24 protein-coding genes and 2 tRNA genes are annotated in these 22,049 nt (G+C 35.8%); 15 read left to right on the top strand and 11 right to left on the bottom strand.

The features are described from left to right. Positions 1–114 precede the first annotated feature (114 nt). Complete coding sequence (locus ACFSQ0_RS05530; protein WP_379045300.1) at positions 115–1,035, top strand: DMT family transporter; 921 nt, start codon at positions 115–117, stop codon at positions 1,033–1,035. Here the strand turns inward: ACFSQ0_RS05530 and ACFSQ0_RS05525 are convergent. After that, a complete protein-coding gene (locus ACFSQ0_RS05525) occupies positions 1,032–1,718 on the bottom strand; it encodes an SIR2 family NAD-dependent protein deacylase (protein WP_379045297.1) in 687 nt (228 codons plus the stop codon). The two genes, ACFSQ0_RS05530 and ACFSQ0_RS05525, sit on opposite strands and share 4 nt — an antisense overlap. A gap of 200 nt (positions 1,719–1,918) precedes the next feature. Between ACFSQ0_RS05525 and ACFSQ0_RS05520 the strand changes: the two genes are divergently transcribed. Next, positions 1,919–3,487: a CHRD domain-containing protein gene (locus tag ACFSQ0_RS05520; RefSeq protein ID WP_379045294.1), complete on the top strand. Its 1,569-nt coding sequence runs from the start codon at positions 1,919–1,921 to the stop codon at positions 3,485–3,487. Between the two features lie 53 nt (positions 3,488–3,540). Here the strand turns inward: ACFSQ0_RS05520 and ACFSQ0_RS05515 are convergent, their stop codons facing one another. Continuing rightward, positions 3,541–4,320: an anti-sigma factor gene (locus ACFSQ0_RS05515; protein ID WP_379045291.1), complete on the bottom strand. Its 780-nt coding sequence runs from the start codon at positions 4,318–4,320 to the stop codon at positions 3,541–3,543. Beyond that, positions 4,317–4,850, bottom strand: coding sequence for an RNA polymerase sigma factor (locus ACFSQ0_RS05510; RefSeq protein WP_379045288.1), 534 nt, complete (start codon positions 4,848–4,850; stop codon positions 4,317–4,319). The genes ACFSQ0_RS05515 and ACFSQ0_RS05510 overlap by 4 nt, the downstream gene beginning before the upstream one ends. Positions 4,851–4,919: 69 nt before the next feature. On the opposite strand from ACFSQ0_RS05510, the gene ACFSQ0_RS05505 reads away from it, so the two are divergent. Next, a complete protein-coding gene (locus tag ACFSQ0_RS05505) occupies positions 4,920–5,585 on the top strand; it encodes a TrmH family RNA methyltransferase (RefSeq protein WP_379045285.1) in 666 nt (221 codons plus the stop codon). On the opposite strand, the gene ACFSQ0_RS05500 is transcribed toward ACFSQ0_RS05505, so the two are convergent. Then, positions 5,586–6,365, bottom strand: a complete 780-nt coding sequence (locus tag ACFSQ0_RS05500) for a carboxypeptidase-like regulatory domain-containing protein (protein ID WP_379045282.1) — start codon at positions 6,363–6,365, stop codon at positions 5,586–5,588. 27 nt (positions 6,366–6,392) lie between these two features. Further along, complete coding sequence (locus ACFSQ0_RS05495) at positions 6,393–8,165, bottom strand: DEAD/DEAH box helicase (protein WP_379045280.1); 1,773 nt, start codon at positions 8,163–8,165, stop codon at positions 6,393–6,395. A 238-nt stretch (positions 8,166–8,403) separates the two neighbouring features. Here ACFSQ0_RS05495 and ACFSQ0_RS05490 point away from each other — a divergent pair, with 238 nt between their 5' ends. The 5 genes from ACFSQ0_RS05490 (at position 8,404) to pgi (ending at position 14,829) form a co-directional block, all read left to right on the top strand. Next, positions 8,404–10,275, top strand: a complete 1,872-nt coding sequence (locus ACFSQ0_RS05490; RefSeq protein ID WP_379045277.1) for a CocE/NonD family hydrolase — start codon at positions 8,404–8,406, stop codon at positions 10,273–10,275. An 86-nt stretch (positions 10,276–10,361) separates the two neighbouring features. Further along, positions 10,362–11,348, top strand: coding sequence for a 6-phosphofructokinase (gene pfkA, locus ACFSQ0_RS05485; RefSeq protein WP_379045274.1), 987 nt, complete (start codon positions 10,362–10,364; stop codon positions 11,346–11,348). Positions 11,349–11,372: 24 nt separating this feature from the next. After that, complete coding sequence (gene gap, locus ACFSQ0_RS05480; protein ID WP_379045271.1) at positions 11,373–12,377, top strand: type I glyceraldehyde-3-phosphate dehydrogenase; 1,005 nt, start codon at positions 11,373–11,375, stop codon at positions 12,375–12,377. After that, entirely contained in the window at positions 12,374–13,225 is an 852-nt protein-coding gene (locus tag ACFSQ0_RS05475; protein ID WP_379045268.1) for an N-acetylglucosamine kinase, read from the top strand. Before gap ends, ACFSQ0_RS05475 begins: the two co-directional genes overlap by 4 nt. Then, positions 13,225–14,829, top strand: a complete 1,605-nt coding sequence (gene pgi, locus ACFSQ0_RS05470) for a glucose-6-phosphate isomerase (RefSeq protein ID WP_379045265.1) — start codon at positions 13,225–13,227, stop codon at positions 14,827–14,829. Before ACFSQ0_RS05475 ends, pgi begins: the two co-directional genes overlap by 1 nt. Positions 14,830–14,833: 4 nt before the next feature. On the opposite strand, the gene ACFSQ0_RS05465 is transcribed toward pgi, so the two are convergent. The 5 genes from ACFSQ0_RS05465 to ACFSQ0_RS05445 form a co-directional block, all read right to left on the bottom strand. Then, positions 14,834–15,061 (bottom strand): hypothetical protein, encoded by a 228-nt coding sequence (locus ACFSQ0_RS05465; protein ID WP_379045262.1) that lies wholly within the window; start codon positions 15,059–15,061, stop codon positions 14,834–14,836. Between the two features lie 29 nt (positions 15,062–15,090). Further along, the gene (locus tag ACFSQ0_RS05460) at positions 15,091–15,546 is read right to left on the bottom strand and encodes a hemerythrin domain-containing protein (RefSeq protein ID WP_379045259.1); all 456 of its coding nucleotides are present in this window, start codon (positions 15,544–15,546) and stop codon (positions 15,091–15,093) included. 2 nt (positions 15,547–15,548) lie between these two features. Next, a complete protein-coding gene (locus ACFSQ0_RS05455) occupies positions 15,549–15,902 on the bottom strand; it encodes a DUF488 domain-containing protein (protein WP_379045256.1) in 354 nt (117 codons plus the stop codon). Between the two features lie 223 nt (positions 15,903–16,125). Continuing rightward, positions 16,126–16,413 carry a hypothetical protein gene (locus tag ACFSQ0_RS05450; RefSeq protein WP_379045253.1) on the bottom strand — a complete coding sequence of 96 codons (288 nt, stop codon included), beginning with the start codon at positions 16,411–16,413 and terminating at the stop codon, positions 16,126–16,128. Positions 16,414–16,481: 68 nt separating this feature from the next. Then, positions 16,482–17,078, bottom strand: coding sequence for a Crp/Fnr family transcriptional regulator (locus ACFSQ0_RS05445; protein ID WP_379045250.1), 597 nt, complete (start codon positions 17,076–17,078; stop codon positions 16,482–16,484). 306 nt (positions 17,079–17,384) lie between these two features. Between ACFSQ0_RS05445 and ACFSQ0_RS05440 the strand changes: the two genes are divergently transcribed. Further along, positions 17,385–17,467 (top strand) — tRNA-Ser (locus ACFSQ0_RS05440). A 62-nt stretch (positions 17,468–17,529) separates the two neighbouring features. After that, positions 17,530–17,604, top strand: a tRNA-Pro gene (locus ACFSQ0_RS05435). 95 nt (positions 17,605–17,699) lie between these two features. Here the strand turns inward: ACFSQ0_RS05435 and ACFSQ0_RS05430 are convergent. After that, complete coding sequence (locus ACFSQ0_RS05430) at positions 17,700–18,080, bottom strand: hypothetical protein (RefSeq protein WP_379045248.1); 381 nt, start codon at positions 18,078–18,080, stop codon at positions 17,700–17,702. Positions 18,081–18,196: 116 nt separating this feature from the next. Between ACFSQ0_RS05430 and ACFSQ0_RS05425 the strand changes: the two genes are divergently transcribed. The 5 genes from ACFSQ0_RS05425 (at position 18,197) to ACFSQ0_RS05405 (ending at position 22,043) form a co-directional block, all read left to right on the top strand. Then, positions 18,197–19,417: a site-specific integrase gene (locus ACFSQ0_RS05425; protein ID WP_379045245.1), complete on the top strand. Its 1,221-nt coding sequence runs from the start codon at positions 18,197–18,199 to the stop codon at positions 19,415–19,417. Between the two features lie 76 nt (positions 19,418–19,493). Continuing rightward, complete coding sequence (locus ACFSQ0_RS05420; protein ID WP_379045242.1) at positions 19,494–20,306, top strand: RteC domain-containing protein; 813 nt, start codon at positions 19,494–19,496, stop codon at positions 20,304–20,306. A 121-nt stretch (positions 20,307–20,427) separates the two neighbouring features. After that, complete coding sequence (locus ACFSQ0_RS05415; protein ID WP_379045239.1) at positions 20,428–20,694, top strand: helix-turn-helix domain-containing protein; 267 nt, start codon at positions 20,428–20,430, stop codon at positions 20,692–20,694. A gap of 4 nt (positions 20,695–20,698) precedes the next feature. Then, positions 20,699–21,364 carry a hypothetical protein gene (locus tag ACFSQ0_RS05410; RefSeq protein ID WP_379045236.1) on the top strand — a complete coding sequence of 222 codons (666 nt, stop codon included), beginning with the start codon at positions 20,699–20,701 and terminating at the stop codon, positions 21,362–21,364. Next, positions 21,351–22,043 (top strand): ATPase, encoded by a 693-nt coding sequence (locus ACFSQ0_RS05405; protein WP_379045233.1) that lies wholly within the window; start codon positions 21,351–21,353, stop codon positions 22,041–22,043. The genes ACFSQ0_RS05410 and ACFSQ0_RS05405 overlap by 14 nt, the downstream gene beginning before the upstream one ends. Positions 22,044–22,049 lie beyond the last annotated feature (6 nt).

The following is a 22,049-nucleotide window of genomic DNA, read 5'->3' as shown; positions in this document are numbered from 1 at the left end:
TTAAATTTAACGAACAGGCTTTTTAATTTGCTTAAAAAGAGTCGATTATAATTTTGTTAAAAAAATAATCGTATTGAAATTTGAACTAATTTTGGCCTTTTAAAATTTGATGCTATGCAACGGGAGAAGTTAGCTTTAGTAACCGGTATTTTAGGTATATCGGTTTTCCCTATATTGGTTAAAATGGGATATACATCTGGATTGGTTTCGGCCTTTTATCGCATGTTTTTTGCTTTTATTATTTTGCTTCCTATTGTTTTGTTTACTAAAGCCTTTAGATGGCCATCTTTAAAATTTATATTTTTAGCATTACTTTGTGGTGCCTTATTTGGCGCCGATGTCGCCGTATGGAATATTGCAATCGAGGAGTCAACCGCTACCCAAGCCACCTTACTCACCAATTTGTCGCCAATTTGGGTAGGTATAGGCGCTTTCTTGTTTTTAGCTGATAAACCAAGAACAAATTTTTGGATAGGAACAGTAGTAGCACTTTTGGGTATGGTAACCATTGTAGGGTTCAAGTTTATTTTGAACCTTGAATTTGATCGAGCCTTTTTATTCGGAATTTTATCGGGTGTCTTTTACTCTATTTATTTTTTAGTGTCTAAACGTGTGTTAGACCATATGAATATTACCAGTTTCATGCTGATTAACCTAGCCGCTTCTTCGGTTTTTTTAGGAATACTAAATTTAATCGCACAAGAAAATTTAATCAATCACTCTGCACAAGCTTGGTTTGTTTTGCTTACCCAGGCTGTGGTCTGCCAATTAATAGCTTGGCTAGCGCTAAATTATGCCGTTAGTAAAATGCGGGCCACACGCGTTAGTTTGGCTTTACTAGGTCAGGCGGTTTTAACAGCTTTTTTAGCCTGGTTGCTTTTAAATGAACCCATAAGCTTTCAAATGCTTATAGGTAGTTTAATATTGTTGAGTGGTATTGCAATTACATTTATTCCCTTTAATAAATCTAGTTGGAGTTTGTCAAGAAAAATCAGAGTAAAAAATATAAAACCTAAATTGCCTAAAATGGGTTAAGCTTGTTTTATGAGTACCTTAGCCAGTTTGGGTAAAGCTAGGCTCGCCTTTTCTGGGTATACAAAAATATTGCCTTTTGGTTTAGTGTGCGGATTTAAATCAATTACATGAATAGGAGTTTTTGGGGCGGCATAATCAACTAAACCTGCTGCGGGATAGACTTGCATAGAAGTGCCTACAATCATTATGATATCGGCTTGAGTAACTTTTGAAATGGCCAATTCCAGCTTAGGTACAGCCTCGCCAAACCAAACAATGTGTGGCCTTAGTTGTTTTCCCTGCGAACAAAAATCGCCAATATTTAAATCATTTGGCCAGTAAAGCACTTCATTTTCATTTACACAACTTCTGGCTTTTAAGAGTTCACCGTGAAGATGAATAACAGAGGTGCTTCCGGCGCGCTCATGAAGATCGTCTACATTTTGGGTGATGATGCAAACCTCATAAAATTTTTCTAAATCTTTTAATGCCAAATGAGCTGCATTAGGTTGTACCTTTTTCAATTGTCGGCGTCTTTGATTATAAAATGAAAGGACCAAATCGGGGTTTTCTTCCCATCCTTCGGGAGAGGCTACTTGCATAATATCATGGTTTTCCCATAAACCATTAGCATCGCGAAAAGTTTGAATACCGCTTTCTGCAGATATTCCAGCACCACTTAAAACTACTAGCTTTTTTTTCATATTATTTGGATAAATATATAGCAATTTAAAAAAAATAAAGAATAATAAAATTTTTATGGATTTATTTAGGTGTTTATAATCAATGACTTAGCAGTTGTTGTCAATTTTTTTTAAAAATAAATCAGTTTTTTAAAAACCGAAGTACATTTTTGCTCGTAAGTAAGGTAGAATCAAAAATGTTTAATCAAATAAAAGAAATTATGAAAACAAAAATTTTGACAACCTTAGTACTGGCCTTTTTATGTTTAACTAGCTGTAGCGATGACGACGACGCTGGAATGGCACCTATAATGCCTGAAAGTAAAACTTATCCGCTTATGTCAGTGTCAGACCCAAGCATTATGGGTACGGTAACCTTTGAAAAAACTAATAATAATATGACACGAGTTAAAGTATCTTTAGAAGGTACACAAGCAGGAGTTATGCATCCTGCTCATATTCATATGAACACCGCAGCAGAAGGAGGCGACATCGTCGTAAGTTTAGAACCTATCGATGGTTCTACTGGTATGAGTACAACCACTTTTAGTCAATTGAACAACGGTATGGCTATTACCTATGAAGATTTACTCAATTTTGATGGTTATGTAAATGTGCATAAAAGTGCCGACGATTTGGCTACTTTAGTTGCTCAAGGCGATATAGGCCAGAATGAGTTGACAATGACTTCAAAAACCTATGCTTTAGGGAGTGTAGATGTGCCAGGAATTATGGGTGAAGCTAAGTTTACAAAACGTGTAAACGGAACCGCTCTTATCGAGGTTATGCTAGAAAATACTCCAGCAAATGGAATGCACCCAGGTCATATTCATATGAATACTGCGGCAGAAGGCGGTGCCATTGCTTTAAGCTTAACTCCAGTAAATGGAGCTACCGGAATGAGTAAGACACAAGCAGGAATGCTAGACAACGGAGATATGATTACTTATGATGAATTATTGAATTTTGATGGGTACATTAATATCCATAAAAGTGCTGACGATTTGGCTACTTTAGTTGCTCAAGGCGATATTGGGCAGAATGAGTTGACAATGACTTCAAAAACCTATGCTTTAGGGAGTGTAGATGTGCCAGGAATTATGGGTGAAGCTAAGTTTACGAAACGTGTAAACGGAACCGCTCTTATCGAGATTATGCTAGAAAATACTCCAGCAAATGGAATGCACCCAGGTCATATTCATATGAATACTGCGGCAGATGGCGGTGCCATTGCTTTAAGTTTAACTCCAGTTAATGGAAATACCGGAATGAGTAAAACACAAGCAGGAATGCTAGACAACGGAGATATGATTACTTATGATGAATTATTGAATTTTGATGGGTACATTAATATCCATAAAAGTGCTGACGATTTGGCTACTTTAGTTGCTCAAGGCGATATTGGGCAAAACGAGTTGACTGGTGAGATGATGAGTTATAATCTTAATGCGGTTTCTGGATCGGGTGTTATGGGTGATGCTACTTTTTATGAAAGAATGAATGGCGAAGCACTTTTAGTAATTGAACTAATGGGTACGATGGCAGGAGATATGCACCCAGCTCATATTCATATGGGAGACGTCAACAACCCAGGAGGTATCGCAGTTAGCTTAACTCAAGTAATGGGAGATACAGGAATTTCAAAAACAAATATTGCTATGAAAGATGACAACGCTGTTTTTGGTTATGATGACGCACTTGCTTTTGGAGGATATATCAATATTCACAAAAGTATGGCCGATTTAGCCACTATTGTTGCTCAAGGAGATATTGGTTCAAATAGTAACTAATATGTGATTTGTTTTGTTTGATGAGAGCTGCCCATTTGGGCAGCTTTTCTTTTTTATACCTTTCCTAAAGTATATAAGCGTTCTAGAGTTGGTGTAGCACTGCCGCCAGCTGGCTCTAAGGTAATTCCGAAGGCTTCAGTGGTTAAATTTGGATTTATGTTAATAGACACAAAATTATTACCCGTAGGAGGTTCTAGTAGAGCAAGACTTGTAGGGGTTAGAGGATTTAATTCTAAAGACCATAGTTGGTATACCATACCTTTTGGAGCCTCGGGTAAACCTTTTAAATCTATTACTACTTTATTATCCGAAGTATTTAGGAAGGCTTGCGCAAAGCTTTCTTGATAGTTCCCTTGTCCAGGCAGGAGGATGGCTTTAGTGTTTTTATCGGTTAAAAAGTCTATTTTAGACTGATACTCTTGTTCAAGACTAACTAGGCGTTCGTTTTCTAATTCAATGCGTTCCTTAGAATTAACAATTTGCTTTAACTCTTGCTTTACGGATTGATTTTCAACATAAAAAATGCCACTCAAAGTAACAAAAAGGCTTAGCCCAGCGGCATAACCTATGATTGGTATTAGCCGTATAATTTTGCTTTTAGGCTGGTTGTTTTTAAATAATTGAGCTTTAATTTTGGCATAATTAGTAGCCGGTAAATAAGATGCGGTTCCCGAAGCTAACCTATGTAGGGCAAGCTCAATGGCTTCAACCTCAGCTTGAAGTTCAGGATGTAAATCAATTTTCTTTTTTACTTCTTTGCTTTCAGCCTCTTCCAAAGCGCCATAAACATATAACTCTAATATTCCAGACTCTATGTATTCTTTTATCTTCATTTTACTTGCAATAAATTTCTTAGTTCATGAATACATGCTCTATTCCTAGTTTTTAAGGTACCCAAAGGAATTTTTAAATTTTCTGAGGCCTCTTTGTGTGTAAATCCTTTAAAAAATAGCAAATCAATAATTTTGATACAAGCGGGCTTTAATTTCTTAATAAATTTTTCAATCCCAATACTATTTACTTGATTATTTAAAGAAGCATGTGTTTCTATACTATGTACGAAATTATTAGCATCTAGGTTTTGTCTTTCTTTTTTATATGCTTTAGATCTATACTTATCTATAGCTGAATTACGTGCTATATTCACAATCCAAGTAAAAAACCTACCTTTTTCGGGATCGTATTGGGGTAAATTTCTCCAAATTTTCACCATCACTTCTTGCAAGACATCTTCAGATTGTGCTTTATTTTTAATTATGTTTTCTATGACACCAAACAAGCTTTGAGCATACATATCGTATAAATAGTCAAAAGCCTGCTCATCTTTTTTGTTGATTAACGCAACCAGTTCATCTTGTGTCATAAAATTCAGAATAAACTACGAGTATACAAAAATTACACTAATTTTGCCTTTTTCTTTATAGATAAATTCATGATAGATAAGAATCTCCTTGCCCATTTAGAAAGTTTTTTAACGCCAGAAAGGTTACAACGATTTCAAGAAGTATTGGCACAGCGTACCAATTATTTCACAGTGGCTACAGAAGATGTTTACCAATTACATAATACCAGTGCTGTTATAAGAAGTTGCGATGTTTTTGGTTTACAAAACATTCATATTGTTGAAGAAAGGAATAAAAAGAGAATTGATAGAGAGATTGCAATGGGTGCTCAAAAATGGGTTAAAGTAAATCGATACAATCAAGTAACTGATTGTATTACTCGTTTAAAGCAAGATGGATATCAAATTATAGCTACTACACCACATAACGACGCTTGTTTATTACCCGATTTTAACATAGATAAACCTGCTGCATTTTTCTTTGGTACCGAGAAAGCTGGCCTAAGTGATGAAGTAATGCAAAAAGCCGATGGATTCTTAAAAATTCCTATGGCTGGTTTTACAGAGAGTTTAAATATTTCGGTTTCGGCGGCTATCATTTTACAGAGTGTAACCAATGCGATTAAACGCAAGGAAATTGACTGGAGGCTCACTCCAGAGGAACAATTAGAAACGCGTATGCTATGGGCTAGCAATAGTATAAAAAGCAGCGAAAAAATTATAGAAAAATACCTACGTCAAATAAAAACAGAATAACTAATTTCTGTTTAAAACCTTGTATTCTTCATAGCAGCTACTAATGGCTTCAAGAATTTGAAGGTCATTAGCGGTTTTGATAAACTGCTTAGAGTAATTGCATTTTTGCAAAATTTCATCAATATCTACTCGCCTAACTTGCAACAGAGCACTTAAAGTTTCGCGATTAAATTTATCTTGCAGCAAGTTTCTGATCTCATCATCTTGCTTCATTTTACGCAATTTACGCATTTGCTTAGGTTTTTTTCCAAAGACATTATAAAGCAAATCAGCGGGATTGGTAATGGCTTGTAGGGTCTTAGCAAAGGCACCCGGAGTGTTGTTTCCTGCTTCATACCCGTAATCAAGTCCAGATATACTATACCTGGAATCTTCGTATATAGGTATATTTTTGGCATCTATTTCTAGAAACCCCGTAAGTTTTAAAGGAGAGAGTGTAACCTCTTCTAAAGCAATGGCTATTTCAGTCATTTTAACCTTTACATCGCCAAAGCGAGTCCAGTCATTGGTTACTTTAACTTGAATAGATTTAAAGCCCAAGAAACTAAAATACAGGGTATCGTTTACTCGAGCTTTTATTTCAAAATATCCTTCCTTGTTTGTGGTAGTGCCCTTTACCTCATTTAAGTTGATGATATTTACATTATCAAGCGGTATATCATTAGCTGCGTTAAGCACCTTTCCTTTTATGGTTTGTAAAGAATCTTTTTGTGCTCGCACCGAATAAAAAGAGGTAGCCAGCAGTAAAAAGAGTATATAACGTACAGCTTGGGGCTTCATTTTACTACTTTTTGTAAAGTAAATAAATTATTTTTTATTACGTCTTCTATTTACAGAACTTTTAATATTTGCAGAACGTTTACCGCCAGCGTTTCTAGGTTTTGATCGTCTTGAAGACTTTTTTTGATCACCTCCTCGATCGTCAAACTTTTTTCTCCTTCCTTTGCGTTCACCGCGTTTACGCTTAAATTTATCGGGTCTTCCTTCGTTAGCTTTTGTTACTTCGGCGTTAATTGCTCTTCCTTGATAGCTAAATTCTTTAAAGGTACTCAATACCTTTTCAACTTCGGCAGTATCGGTATTAAAGAAAGAAAAGTTATTTTTCACATCTACACGTGAAACAGCATCTCTACCTAAATCGAGTTGTTCTTTCAAGAAATCCTTTAAGGACATCCAGTCAAAACCATCTTTTTCACCTACGTTTATGAAGAAACGAGTGCTAAATCCATTATCTTCGGCTGCGTAATCTCCAGGCTTAGGCGAATTTATGGTATTTGCATTTTTATAGTAATTATGAAAACGTGTAAATTCTACACTAAAAACCTTTTTGATAATCTCTTCTTTAGAGAAATCTGCTAAAAGCGCCTCAATTTGAGGTAGGTATTCTTCAATCTCGTGATTAATGGTGGTGTTTTTGATGTCTTTTGCTAAATGCAATAACTGTACTTGGCAAATCTCCTCTCCGCTAGGTACTTCTTTTCGCTCAAAAGATTGTTTTATTATGCGCTCAATACTTTTAATTTTACGCATTTCACTTTTGGTGATAATTACCATGGACGTCCCTTTTTTACCCGCTCTACCTGTTCGCCCACTTCGGTGTGTGTACGTTTCTACTTCATCAGGAAGTTGGTAATTAATTACATGGGTAATGTCGTCTACATCTATCCCTCGTGCGGCCACATCGGTAGCTACAAGCATTTGTATTTGTCTACTTCTAAAGCTGCGCATAACCAAATCTCTTTGATTCTGACTTAAATCTCCGTGTAAAGCGGCGGCATTATAACCATCTTCAATTAGCTTTTCAGCAACTTTTTGGGTATCTCTTTTGGTTCGGCAAAAGATTACCGAGAATATATCTGGATGTGCATCTGCCAATCTTTTTAGGGCAGCATAACGATCTCTTGCCCCTACTAAAAAGTACTCATGGTTTACATTTTTAGAACCTTCATTTTTGGTTCCTACGGTAATTTCTACCGGTTTATGCATAAATTTAGATGCAATGGTGGCAACCTCTTTTGGCATTGTTGCACTAAACAACCAGGTTTTTTTCTCTTTAGGCGTGTGCGATAAAATGTCGGTAATATCTTCGTAAAAACCCATATTTAGCATTTCATCTGCTTCATCTAGTACACAGTAGTCTATGGTAGAAATATCAATCATTCTTCTGCCTACCATATCCTTCATTCGACCCGGAGTGGCAACAATGATTTGCGCACCACGTTTAATCTGGTTAGCTTGTTCGCTTATGCTGGCTCCTCCATAAATAGCTACGGTAGATAAACCTTTAACATATTTAGAGTAGTTTTTTAATTCGTTGGTAATTTGCAAACAAAGTTCGCGTGTTGGCGATAAAATTAAGCCTTGTGTTTTTTTTGAGTTTGCGTTTATACGCTGGATAAGTGGAAAACCAAAGGCGGCGGTTTTTCCAGTTCCTGTTTGGGCAAGTGCCACTAAATCGGTATCTTGTTCTAATAAAATAGGTATAGCTTTCTCTTGTACTTCACTTGGGCTTTCAAAACCCATATCATTTACAGCATTCACTATTTGGGCATCAAGCCCTAATTCTTCAAATTTGTTCATATAGTATAAATAAGCTGCAAAGGTACGTAAAGTTTTTTTAGCAAATCTATTTTTATTATATTAAGGAGCTAAAGTTAAACTTTAAGTTCAAGTAATTGATAGTCAAATTGTTTGGCTCTATTTTCATTATTAATTAAATTTTAGTTTTTTAATTAGCTTTTAGCTTAGCTTTAATCCATAAGCTAAACACTAGGATGCACTTGTGCTTTTTTATATTTTTAAGGTCAAATTTAGATCTATGATACACCAAAAAGTTATTCAACTACTTCTAGTTTTTTTGTTTTTCCACGGATTTGCTTTCGGGCAAACCGATAACTTTTCAGTAAAAGAAAATTATAATAAAAAAGAAGTGCAAATTACCATGCGCGATGGTATAAAATTGCATACGAGCATTTATACCCCCAAAGACACTTCTAGAGAATATCCTATACTTTTACAGCGAACTCCTTATAGCTGTAGGCCTTACGGGGAAGAGAATTTTCCTAGAAAAATAGGACCCAATAAAAAAATGATGCAAGCGGGTTATATAGTGGTTTATCAAGATGTGAGGGGTAGATGGATGAGCGAAGGTAGCTATGATAATATGCGTCCTTTTATTCCGAAAAAAAAGAAAAATCAAATTGACGAAGCATCAGATACTTATGATACCATTGAATGGTTGGTAAATAATGTGCCTAATAATAATGGGCGCGTGGGTACTTGGGGCATATCCTACCCTGGGTTTTACGCTACTTATTCTTTATTAGCGAATCACCCTGCTCTAAAAGCTGTTTCACCTCAGGCTTGTATAGGAGATTTCTTCTTTGATGATTTTCATCACAACGGAGCTTATATGCTTAGTTATTGGATGGCCACAGCCTTGTTTGGTGAGCAGCACGATGGTCCTACTCAAAAGGCTTGGTACAATTTTCCTAAACCCGATACTCCAGATGCGTATCAATTTTATTTAGATCATACACCGTTAAGTAAGCTAGATCCTTATTACAAAGATAATTTCTTTTGGCAGCAACTTAAAGAACACCCTAATTATGATTCTTTTTGGCAAAAAAGAGGCATCATTCAGCATTTAAAAAGCCAAAAAATAAAACCTGCAGTAATGACTGTCGGCGGACTTTTTGATGCAGAAGATTTATACGGACCTTTTAATACTTACAAGACCATTGAGGCTCATCAAAATAATAAGAATACCTTGGTTTTTGGTCCTTGGAGTCACGGTGGTTGGGCGAGTACTAAAAAACGTCAAGCTGTGGGGGAAGTTTTTTTCGGTGAAAACATTAGTCAGTTTTTTCAAGAAGAGGTTGAGACGCAATTTTTTGAGCAACATTTAAAAACCGATAACAAAAAAAGAAATTCCTTACCAGAAGCTTTAGTTTATGACACCGGTTTAAAAAAATGGGATAGTTTAAGCGCTTGGCCGCCAAAACAAACTAAAAAAATGCAATTTTATCTTGCCGATAAAAATCAGTTGAGCACAAGCCCAAAAGCCGAAAAAAAGCATAGATTTATAAGCGATCCCTTGAAACCTGTGCCGTACTCAGAAGATTTGAATTTTAGATTTACACCTCGTCCTTATATGACAGGTGACCAGCGTTTTGCCGCCAAAAGACCAGATGTGTTGGTTTTTGAAACCGATGTATTACAAGAAGAATTAAAATTAAGCGGTGAAATTATGGCTAAACTAAAAGTGGCGACGACAGGTAGCGCTGCCGATTGGGTGGTTAAAATAATTGATGTTCACCCTCCAAAGGCCAAGAATCATAAAGAGAACAATAAGGCCAGACCCATGGGCAATTACCATATGATGGTGAGAAGTGAAGTTCTGAGAGGTCGTTTTAGAAATAGTTTCGCCAAGCCAGAACCCTTTGTGCCTCATAAAAAAACAGATGTAAATTTTGTAATTCAAGACATTAACCACACTTTTAAACCTGGTCATAAGTTACAAATACAAGTTCAGAGCACCTGGTTTCCACTAATAGATATCAACCCGCAAAACTATGTAGAGAATATTTTCAAGGCCAAAGAAAGCGATTTCGAAGCTCAAGAGCATACGGTTTTTGGAGATTCTTATATTGAATTTGATTATATACCTCAAACAAATAAGGCCGAGTAAGCCTAAAGATTGAGAAATATCAGAATTCTATAGGCAATTTTTTTAAAAGATAGGATTTCAAGTATAAATCAAATAACTTTGATCTTATGACAAACAAAATAAAACATATCGCTGTGCTCACTTCTGGTGGTGATTCGCCCGGAATGAATGCCGCTATAAGGGCGGTTTCTCGGGCTTGTGCCTTTCATGAAATTAAATGTACAGGAGTTTATCGTGGCTATCAAGGCCTTATTGAAGGAGACTTTAAAGAATTAGGTCCGCGAACGGTAAAAAACCTTATCAATAGGGGAGGAACCTTCTTAAAGTCGGCTCGATCTAAAGCATTTATGACTAGAGAAGGTAGAAATCAAGCTTTTGAGCATTTAAAGAATAATTCTATAGATGCGCTAGTGGTAATAGGAGGAGATGGAACCTTTAAAGGAGCCGAAGTTTTTGGCAATGAATTTCAATTTCCTATTGTCGGCGTACCTGGAACTATAGATAACGATATTCGCGGTACAGATCATACCATAGGCTACGACACCGCTCTGAATACCGTAGTAGAGGCAATAGATAAAATAAGGGATACTGCCAATTCGCACAATCGTTTGTTCCTTGTTGAAGTAATGGGGCGCAATGCGGGTGATATTGCTTTAAACGCTGGGATAGGAGCAGGGGCAGAAGAAATTTTAATACCCGAAGAGAATTTAGGAAAAGAGCGCCTACTAGAATCGTTGAAACGCAGTAGAAAATCTGGTAAAACCTCTAGTATTATCGTCGTAGCGGAAGGAGATCAAATTGGAAAAAACATTTTTGAATTAGCCGATTATATCGATACTAATTTAGATTCTTATGAAGTAAAAGTGACCGTTTTAGGGCATATTCAGCGTGGAGGTTCACCTAGTTGTTATGATCGGGTATTGGCCAGCAGGTTAGGAATCGGCGCGGTTGATGCTTTAATCAATCAGCATAAAGCGGTAATGGTAGGAATTGCTCATAAAAAAATTGTGAATGTTCCTTTTGAGCAGGCGCTAGCAGGAAGTAATGATATTGATACCGATTTGTTACGAGTAGCCGATATAACATCCATATAATAACATCAATCTAATAATAAAAATATGAAGAAAATTAAAATAGCTATAAATGGCTTTGGTAGAATAGGAAGATTGGCTTTTAGAATTGCCAGTAAAAATGATGCTTTTGAGGTAGTGGCAATAAATGATTTGGTTGATGTAAATCATTTAGCTTATTTATTAAAATACGATTCTGTACACGGCAGATTTGACGCTGAAGTTTCTACCAAAAATGGAGATTTGGTGGTAGACGGTAAACAAATCCGGGTAACCGCAGAAAAAAATCCTGAAAATTTAAAATGGAATGAGGTCAATGCTCAATTGGTTTTAGATTGTACCGGTTTATTTAAAACAGTAGAAAGTGCTAGTGCGCACCTAAGCGCTGGTGCTCAAAAAGTACTTATCTCGGCACCATCTAAAGATGCTCCTATGTTTGTTATGGGCGTTAATCACAAGGATATGCTTGCAGATCAAAAAGTAATTAGTAATGCCTCTTGTACAACAAATTGCTTGGCGCCATTAGCAAAAATTGTGAATGATCATTTTGGTTTGGAAGAAGGGCTAATGACTACCGTGCATGCTTCGACCACCTCACAGTCTGTAGTTGATTCTCCATCTCGTAAAAACTATAGAATAGGGCGCAGTGCCTTAAATAATATTATTCCTACTACAACAGGAGCGGCCATAGCGGTTACAAAAGTAGTGCCCGATTTAAAAGGTAAATTAACGGGTATGGCTTTTAGAGTACCTACACCCAATGTTTCGGTAGTAGATTTAACCCTTAAAACAAAAAAATCAACTAGTTTAGAAGAAATTAGAAAAGTATTTAAACACCAGGCCGAAAATGATTTGAAAGGCATTTTGGGCTATACCGAAGAAGAATTGGTGTCACAAGATTTTGTGTCTGAACCAAACATCTGCGTTTTTGATGCCAATGCTAGTATGGAATTAAATAATAACTTTTTTAAGTTAATTGCCTGGTATGATAATGAGTATGGCTATGCCAGTAAGTTAGTCGATTTGGCCGAATATAGCGCAAGTTTAAAATGATTTTAATAGCCGATAGCGGATCGACCAAATGCGATTGGGCATTATTAGATTACCATAAAAATACAGTATTAAAAACCAATACGGCAGGATTAAACCCTGCCGTATTAAGTGTGTCGCAGCTTCAAACTATAATATTAGAAAATGAGAAGATGTTGGCTCATGCTTCACAAATTCAAGAGGTATATTTTTATGGTGCTGGGTGCAACACAAAAGAACCAAAAGCTATTGTTGAGCACTGTTTGCAAACCGCATTTAAACAGGCTAAAATACATGTAAGTGAAGACATGCTTGGCGCTTGTTTGGCGGTGACCAATGCCCCTGGAGTGGTTTGTATTTTGGGAACGGGATCTAATTCCTGTTTTTTTGATGGTAATAAAGTGGATTTACCTTTTTTGGCACTTGGTTATACTTTAATGGATGAAGCCGGTGGTAGTTATTTTGGTAAGCAACTTTTGCAGGATTTTTTTTACAATAGAATGCCCGAAAAACTAAAAATTCATTTTGAAAATAGGTTTGAGCTAAATCCAGATATCCTTAAAAACAAATTGTATAAAGAAGAAGCTCCTAATGTTTATTTAGCTGAATTTTCTAAGTTTATCTATGAATACTACAGCCAAGAAAAACCTTATTTTAAATCGCTGTTAGAAAACGGTTTTAATCTTTTTATCGACAATCGTTTATTACCCGATGATCGCACGCGCAGTTACCCCGTGCATTTTATTGGTTCAATAGCTTATTTTTTTAAAGAAATCCTTGTAGATTGCTTAAAAAATAAGAATTTAGCCCCTGGAAAAATTATTAGACATCCTATTGATGGTCTTATTGATTTTCATAAACATAATATGTGATGGCATTAATTGCAAAAAATCCTACAGAAACAAAAGCTTGGGCGCAACTACAAGCCCACTTTGAGAAAATTGAGACGGCCGAAATGTTGACTTGGTTTAAGAAAGATGCTAAACGAGTAGAGCAGCTCAGTTTGGAATGGGAGGATTTTTATGTGGATTTTTCAAAAAATAGAGTTGATGAAAAAACAGTGGAGCTGTTACTTGATTTAGCGCATGAGATGCAATTAGAGCAAGCTATTCAAGCTCAATTTAATGGAGTAAAAATCAATCAAACAGAGAATAGAGCGGTATGGCATACTGCCTTGCGTGCGGCAGAAAAACCTAAAGAAGTGCAGCAAAATCTGGAGCAAATAAAAATTTTTTCAGAAAAACTAATTACTGGAGAAAAAAAAGGCTACTCCGGAAAGGCTTTTACAGATATTGTAAATATAGGTATTGGAGGAAGTGACTTAGGGCCAAAAATGGTAGTGGAAGCATTGCAATATTATAAAAATCATTTACAAACACATTTTATTTCAAATATTGATAGCGATCATACAGCAGAGCTTTTTAAAAAAATAAATCCAGAAACAACCCTTTTTATCGTGGTAAGCAAAAGCTTTGGCACTCAAGAAACCCTTGTAAATGCTTCTACTATAAGATCATGGTTTGTAGAACAAGCGAGCCAAGAAGCAGTTGAGCATCATTTTGTAGCAGTATCCAGTAATCTTAAAGCTGTTCAAGATTTTGGAATTTTACCAGAAAACACTTTTCCTATGTGGGATTGGGTGGGAGGTCGTTTTTCGTTATGGAGTTCCGTTGGACTTTCTATTGCCTGTGCGCTAGGATATAAAAACTTTACTGATTTGTTGGCTGGAGCTCAAAAAATGGACTCGCATTTTTCGCAAGCACCTTTTAGGCAAAATATTCCAGTTTTAATGGGCTTGATAAGTGTATGGTATAATAATTTTTTTAAAACCGAAACTGAAGCCGTAGTGCCTTATTCTACTTATTTAGAGAAATTGATTCCCTACTTGCAACAGGCCGTTATGGAAAGCAACGGAAAACAAACCGATCGATCTGGAGAACCAGTGAATTATCAAACTGGTACCATTGTTTGGGGAGCAGTAGGAAGCAATGCACAGCACGCTTTTTTTCAGTTACTACATCAGGGAACCAAGTTAATTCCTTTAGATTTAATTGGTTTTAAAAAACCTTTACATCCCAATAAAGAGCATCACGGTATTTTAATGGCAAATTTCTTTGCTCAAAGTCAGGCCTTATTAACTGGGAAAAGCGCCGAAGAGGTTGAAAAAGAAATAGCCGGATTCACACCAGATCTTAAAAAACGTCAAGCAGCTTACAAGCTTTTTAAGGGGAATAAACCTAGTACGAGTATTTTAATAAATAAGCTCACCCCAAGTTCAATGGGTAAGCTTTTAGCGATGTATGAACATAAAATATTTGTTCAGGGAGTAATTTGGAATATTTTTAGTTATGATCAATGGGGTGTTGAGCTGGGAAAGCAATTGGCAAAAAAAATTATACCACAACTTAAAGAGAAAGAAATAAATCAGCAACTAGATGCTTCAACGCAAAAGCTATTAAAAGAATTTTTAAGCTAAACCATTATTCTTGATAAACTTTTTTTCCCAACCAAAAAACTTGAGTTATATATCCCATTTGAGTTTTATGTTTGCGCAATCTTGGTGAGATAAAGTAACCAATGCACAAAGCAATTATTAAGTTGTAGGTCGGTTCTAATTCAGAATAGTAATCTAATAGAAAATAAATTCCCCCAAAAAGCAATCCGAAGATGATATTTTTTACTAAACTGATTTTGATAAAGCTAGACATGCTATATTTTTAAGCAAATGTAATAAAAATTATTTCCAGAACATATCTTCGGTATTTTCAACAAAATCGGTTGATTGATGTAGTTCTGCGACTTGGTTGAGTTGTTTGGGGGTGGCTCTGTTTTGAATTTCCATAAATAGCTCCCTTTCTTCGAAGCGTATATGAGCGTCTAAAAGGTCTTTAAAGGCTAGTAAACTTGAAGCTTCTGCCTGTAGATTTATGACTTTCGTGTAAATTTCCTCATGCTGTTCTAATGCCTTTTTTCTTAGCGGATTGCTTTCGGGTAATAAAGGAAATAATAAACGTTCTTCTTCTTCAAAATGAGGGATGAGATGGTTTTTCCAGAACCAGTTCACATACCTTAGTATACGATTAGGGTCTATATTTTTATTTAAACCTGTTTTAATTTTCCATCCTAATAACAACCCAAAATGATGTTCTCTACTAAAATCTCGTATTTGTTCTACTCTTTTTAAAGGTGGCATAATTAATTGTTTTCTAGATATTCCTTAAGAACTTTCGCGTGGTTCGATTGGGTGTTTTTAGCTCCGTAAAGCAAACAAATTTGATGCTTTTCTCGTTTTTTATTAAGTTCTATTATGACCTCCTCATGATTCTCACTCAGCTCTTTTTGGTATTTTTTACTGAATTCTTCGAAACGATCATCTCTGTGGTCAAACCATTTTCTTAAATCTGGAGATGGAGCAATTTCCTTGAGCCATTCGTCAAGCTCAGCATCTTCCTTACTTATGCCTCTGGGCCAAATTTTATCAATTAAAACCCTATAGCCATCTTGTTGGTTGGGCGGTTCATAAATGCGTTTGACAATTATACGTTTCATACCTTAAATATAGACAACGAATTTTAGAGTAGCTATCTTTTTATCGATATTTCCTGGTATTATAAAGAAAGGCTCTTATAGTTGTCTTATCGAATTGGTTTTAAAAACAGATTTATTAGTATAACTTAATAAGCTTTTAGGTGTCACTATAAATTTTTACAACCTTCATTTGCTAAAATTGAATTAGAAATTCGTGCTAACTTATACCTCTTTGTTTTTAAATTTATAATACGGCCAAATGATAAAAAGTTAAGAGAATGCTGCTTAAAACACTTATGATGAGAAGATTAAACACCCAGCTTTTGTTGAGATTAGATAGTACCGCCGCGTTATAGCCCATACAAACACTTGTGATCCAGAAAAGTTCTACCATTTCAATTGCTCGGCTGCCACTATTAAGTATAAGCAATGCTGCGACAGAACCCAAACAGCTAGAAGCAATAATGCCTAAAGTGGCGTGCATATAATAACCTCCTTTAAACTCTTCATAAAATTTTTTATAAACACTCATAGTATTAAATTTTATACAAAAATAAGAAGGGGAGTCGCCACTAATTTATGACTGTAATCATAAGTGTTTTATCGATATACTTTTCGATTAATTATTTTAACCTCGTTTTTTTGTTCTAGCTCTTTAAGCGTTCTTATGACCGTCTCAACTCTGAGTCCGGTTAAATCGGCAATATTTTGTCTTGTAAGATCGGTTCTATATCCGAATGGAGTGACAATATGATTAACCTCAAACTTTAAATAATCGAGAATTTTCAAAATCCTATTTTCGGGACTTTGCTGTGCCAATTCCGCTGCCATTAAGGCTTTATAATGCAATCGTTTGGCAATAGCTTGACTTACCCTAAGATGCGTATCAGGTTTTTGACGAAGTAATTCATAAAAAGCCGATTTAGGAAGTCGCCAAATATAACTTCTCTGGGTCGCCATAGCATTGGCAGGATATACGATATCGGCAAATAGAGGAGGCTCTCCAAAACTTCTAGGCGCCGAAAAAATGGCCTGAATAAACTCCTTACCATCTGGCTGGTAATTATTCATTTTTACCTCTCCAGAAGCAATTTGAAAATAAAATAAGGCTGGCTGGTTTTGTTTAAAAATATATTCCTCCTTGGTATAAAATTTTTTTTCAGCTCCAAAATCAATTAAACTTGACTCTTCAATCATAATTTTTATTTTACTTTTTAAAAGTACAATAGTTTTTCAATTAAGCAAGCTTGACTTTTTGGGTAAAAATTTATCCGCTTTAGCGTGAGAAAGCCTTGCTTATAAATGGAAATATTTCAACAAGAGGATTTTTTTCTATTGAATTAAGCTAAATAATTATCTTATTTAAAATATAATTAGCTAGTTTATAGTGTGCTAGCTTTTTGTCTTAAAATTACTAAGAAAAAGCCTGGTAAAAGTTTGGTAAGAACATATTAAGACTCTATATTTGCAATCGCAATTTAGGTTGCAACGTTCATACATATTGGAGAGGTGGCAGAGTGGTAATGCAGCAGCCTGCTAAGCTGTCATCCTTTTTGGATGCCCGGGTTCGAATCCCGGTCTCTCCGCAAAAAAAAATGTTTGTGAGTTTAAAAAATAGTTTTATATTTGCAAACCGAAATACACCACTCGGGGTGTAGCGTAGCCCGGTCATCGCGCCTGCTTTGGGAGCAGGAGGTCGCAGGTTCGAATCCTGCCACCCCGACTTTTCATATTTATAAATAATTATAAATAGTACTAAAAAGACCTGTAAGTCATTGATTTACAGGTCTTTTCTGTTTTGGTGAAGTTAAGAACTTTCTATTTAGTAATAAATAGAAAGTGACCTATTCGGTTACCTATTCGGTTACCTATTCGGTTACCTATTCGGTTACCTATTCGGTTACCTATTCGGTTACCTATTCGGTTACCTATTCGGTTACCTATTCGGTTACCCATTCGGTTACCCATTCGGTTACCCATTCGGTTACCCATTCGGTTACCCATTCGGTTACCCATTCGGTTACCCATTCGGTTACCTATTCGGTTACCCATTCGGTTACCCATTCGGTTACCCATTCGGTTACCCATTCGGTTACCCATTCGGTTACCTATTCGGTTACCTCTTTTTGATTTATTTTTAATGATGCCACTTGCGTCAAACAACTTAAAATCAAAAAACAACAACTTTCTATTTATCAAAAAATCTATATATTTACAATTGAATTAAAAATAGGCCGACTTTCCATTCAACCTATTTCCATAAATTCTTTTGCTTGTTTTGAGACTTTTCGATTAATCCTCTAATCGAAAAAGTTATGTTACCAAAAGTCACCACCTTAGCCTGGGTTAAAAAGGCAAAACCAGACTCTTTAAACCAAGTCCCGATTTATTTAAGAATCACCAAAGATCGAAAAAGAGTAGAGATCAGCTTAGGGATTAAAATTAAGCTAGAGCAATGGAACGCCAAAGCTCAAAAAGCTAAAGGCAATTCTATAGATTCGCGAAAAATCAATAATGCAATCGATAAAGCCAAATCTAAAATTGCATCAATCTGTGAGGAAATTGAGCGCCAAGGCGAATTTCTCACACCAATACTGGTTAAGAATAAATATCTTGGTCTTGATGTAAAATATGAAACACTCAATCAGCTTATAAACTACCATCAGCAAAAAATGAAAGCGACTTTGAAGAAAGGAACGCTTAAAAACTATTACACTACCCAAAGGTATCTAAACGAGTTTGTGAGGCTAAAACACAAATCTACAGATGTCTATATCAAACAAGTCAATTATAAGTTTATGATTGATTTTGAAGATTTCCTGAGAGAGCAGGATGGCCTAAACAACAATGGCTTGATGAAGCATCTTGAGAGACTAAAGAAGCTCATTAATTTTGCAGAGGATTTAGAGTGGATTGAAAAGAATACGGTCAAACGCTTCAAGCTGAGGTTTGATCAAGTTGATAAAGGTTACCTTACTAAAGCCGATCTTGCCAAGCTCATTAATGCAGAATTTGAAAATGACACTTTAGAAGTTGTTAAAGATGTTTTTCTTTTTGCTTGTCATACGGGTCTTGCTTATTCCGATTTAAAGAAACTTTCTAAAAATGAAATAACTTTAGGAATTGATGGTAAGAAATGGATTTATACACGCCGACAGAAAACAAATACTTCCTTAAGAATTCCGCTTTTAGAATTGCCATTGCAAATTATTCAGAAGTATAAAGATCATCCGCGCGTCTGTAAAACCGATAATTTACTACCGGTCTTTACCAACCAACGAATGAACAAATACCTCAAGCAAATTGCTGAAGAGCTCAACATTAAACAAGCCTTATCTTCACATATCGCTAGACATACTTTTGCGACAACGGTCACTTTGTCTAATGGTGTTCCCATTGAAACAGTCTCTAAACTTTTAGGTCATACCAAGCTTTCTACTACTCAAATCTATGCTAGAATCGTTGATACAAAGGTCGCTGATGATTTGAGATGCCTAGATTCAACCCATAAATCAAGAAAAACCATAAGTCGTTAGGGGGTGTATTTATTTAGTGCAAATGTTATTTAATAATATATATTTACAAATATTTATGTTAATTATACATTTTGCAATGGATTATCAGTTAATAATCGATTCTTTTAACGAGGAATTAAGTCAGATCCAGAAAAAATCGAAAGAAATTGAGAGTGAAGCAATCAAGGTTTTATCCATGTCTAAGGAATATCTTGTCAAGCTTAAGAAAAACTATTATTTAGATAAAGACAAATCTGTTCTAAAACGAACAAGATTCTTTAGGTATTTAAAACCGAATATAACGCAGCATATTTATTTTTATAAGAAAGTAAGAAACTTCGAACTGGAGCTTTTAGGTAAATCTGCTTCAAAAGCAAATAAAATCTATGCTAAGCAATTAAAGAAAATAGATAAGTTTTATGATAAACACAAAGAGTTTGTTTTCGACCTAAGATACAATCCCGATAAAGTGGATGAGCTATATTTTACCGGCAAAAGATTGATGGCTACAAAAAATGAAAAGTATGTAAAGTCCATTTCATATGACTTTTATGAATGCTCCTATAGCGGTATTTATGCGGAGAGCCTGGCAATAGAAAAATTTAAATCTTATCTATATAAAAGGCAACATCAAAAACAATTTGAAAAAATACAAATAGCAAACCTCGAAGTGAAACATCCTTGGACCGCTAGTACAACCGATATTGTCGAACTCGCTTACGCCCTTTATTATTCAAAAGCAATCAATAACGGCGATACCACCATTAAGGAAATTATCCAAGCCCTATCCGCGGCTTTTCACGTCAAACTTCCTAAAAACTACTACCAAACCATTGATGATATTAAAAACCGAAAAGACCTTACAAAATTCATCAATAAGCTTGAATTCGCGCTGAAAAACAATTTATAAGCCTACTTAAATGTTAAATTTTCACCCGATATACACCTGATATCGGGTGATTTGTTCCTGCTTCATACTGATTTTTACTCCTGGAAAGTCTCAAAACAAGTATTAATCAAAATCAAACACTATGAACGCAGAAATTGTAACCACAAAACACTTAAAAGATCTGAAAAATGATCTTCTCAAGAAGTTAAACGAAATTGAGCTCAATCAGAAAAAAGGGATTAAAAAACGCTGGCTAAGAACCGAAGAAGCAGCGGAGTACCTCAATATTTCTAAACCTACTTTGCTGAATTACAGAGTGAATAATGTCATTCCTTCTAGTAAGATTGGTGGCTCGTATTATTATGATGTTGAGCAAATTGATAAACTTTTAACCGATAATAAAATCTAGTCTCATGAACTACATCGAACACCTCAACCAGGCGTTCCGGAAGATTCATGAGGATACCAAGCTCAGGCCCACGCATATTTCACTTTACATGGCCTTGTTTCAGTTTGCCAATGCAAGCAGATTCAAAACCGAATTCCAAGCAGGGCGAGAGGAGCTTATGCAGTATTCAAAAATAGGTTCTACAAAAACCTATTACAAATGCCTGAACGAACTTCAGAAGTGGAATTACATCCGCTATTATCCGTCCAAGAACGTCTATCAAAGCAGTCGCTTTAGCTTAGGTAATTTTTACCCAAAAGCTAAACAAGCGATAAACAAGCAGGGAACAAGTGGTAAACATGTACTACCACCATATATAAACATATATAAATTATATAAAGATTATAAATCTTATAAACAGCTTAAGCTGAATTTTAAAAATGAAGTCATCCACTTTTTTAAAAAAGAAGATCAATCAAGCAAGCTTGATTTATTAATGGAGGCAGAAAAGTTTATCGCGTATTATGAGAAGCTCAACTGGAACATAGCAGGGGTGAAGCCAATCACAAATTGGCAACCCCTGGCTAAAAAGTGGCTGACCTCAGCCAAAGGTTTTCAGCAGTTTAATCAAAAAGGTATCGATAATAATCATCAACTCAACCAAAACAAAATCTACAATGAACCACTCTAATCCTATAGGTAAACTTATTAAGGCGGCCAATAACCAAGAGTTTTGCCTTGCCATAAAACACGATAATCATTTTCATTATAGCCTAAAACAAGTGGTTGTTTTCTTAACCGCGAAAGGCAAAGAACGCTTTGGGAGCCATTTTAAAATTCATTCATCCGATTACGAACTGATTTACAAACTCTGCGTACTTATGATCCAAGATAAGCGCAACGCCAAAAGGTTACACCTCAACCTCAACAAAGGTGTTTTGCTGTCTGGCCCCGTTGGTGTGGGCAAAACTTCGCTTATGCAGCTTATGCCAGAAATATGCTACCAAAAACCCGAATACCAAATGGTAACGGCGCGCGAAATTACCTTCGCTTATAATGAACATGGGAGTAAGATCATCTCTCAATACGGCAATCAAAAGACCTATTGCTTTGATGATCTCGGCCTAGAGCCAACGGGTCGTTTCTATGGTAAAGATACAAACGTAATGGCTGAGGTGCTGCTTAGCAGACACGAGTTTTATACCAACTACAGAACTAAACCCAAGTTTTTTACAAAGAGAATGACGCATATTACCACCAACCTAAACGCTAGTGAAATAGAAGAGCGCTACGGCAAACGCGTGCGATCAAAGCTCAGAGAAATGCTCAACCTCATCGCATTTCATCCCCATACCCAAGACAAAAGATAATTATTA

This window comes from Mesonia sediminis, assembly GCF_042684705.1.
Taxonomy (GTDB): domain Bacteria; phylum Bacteroidota; class Bacteroidia; order Flavobacteriales; family Flavobacteriaceae; genus Mesonia; species Mesonia sediminis.
This window is presented reverse-complemented; position numbering and strand designations above follow the sequence as displayed.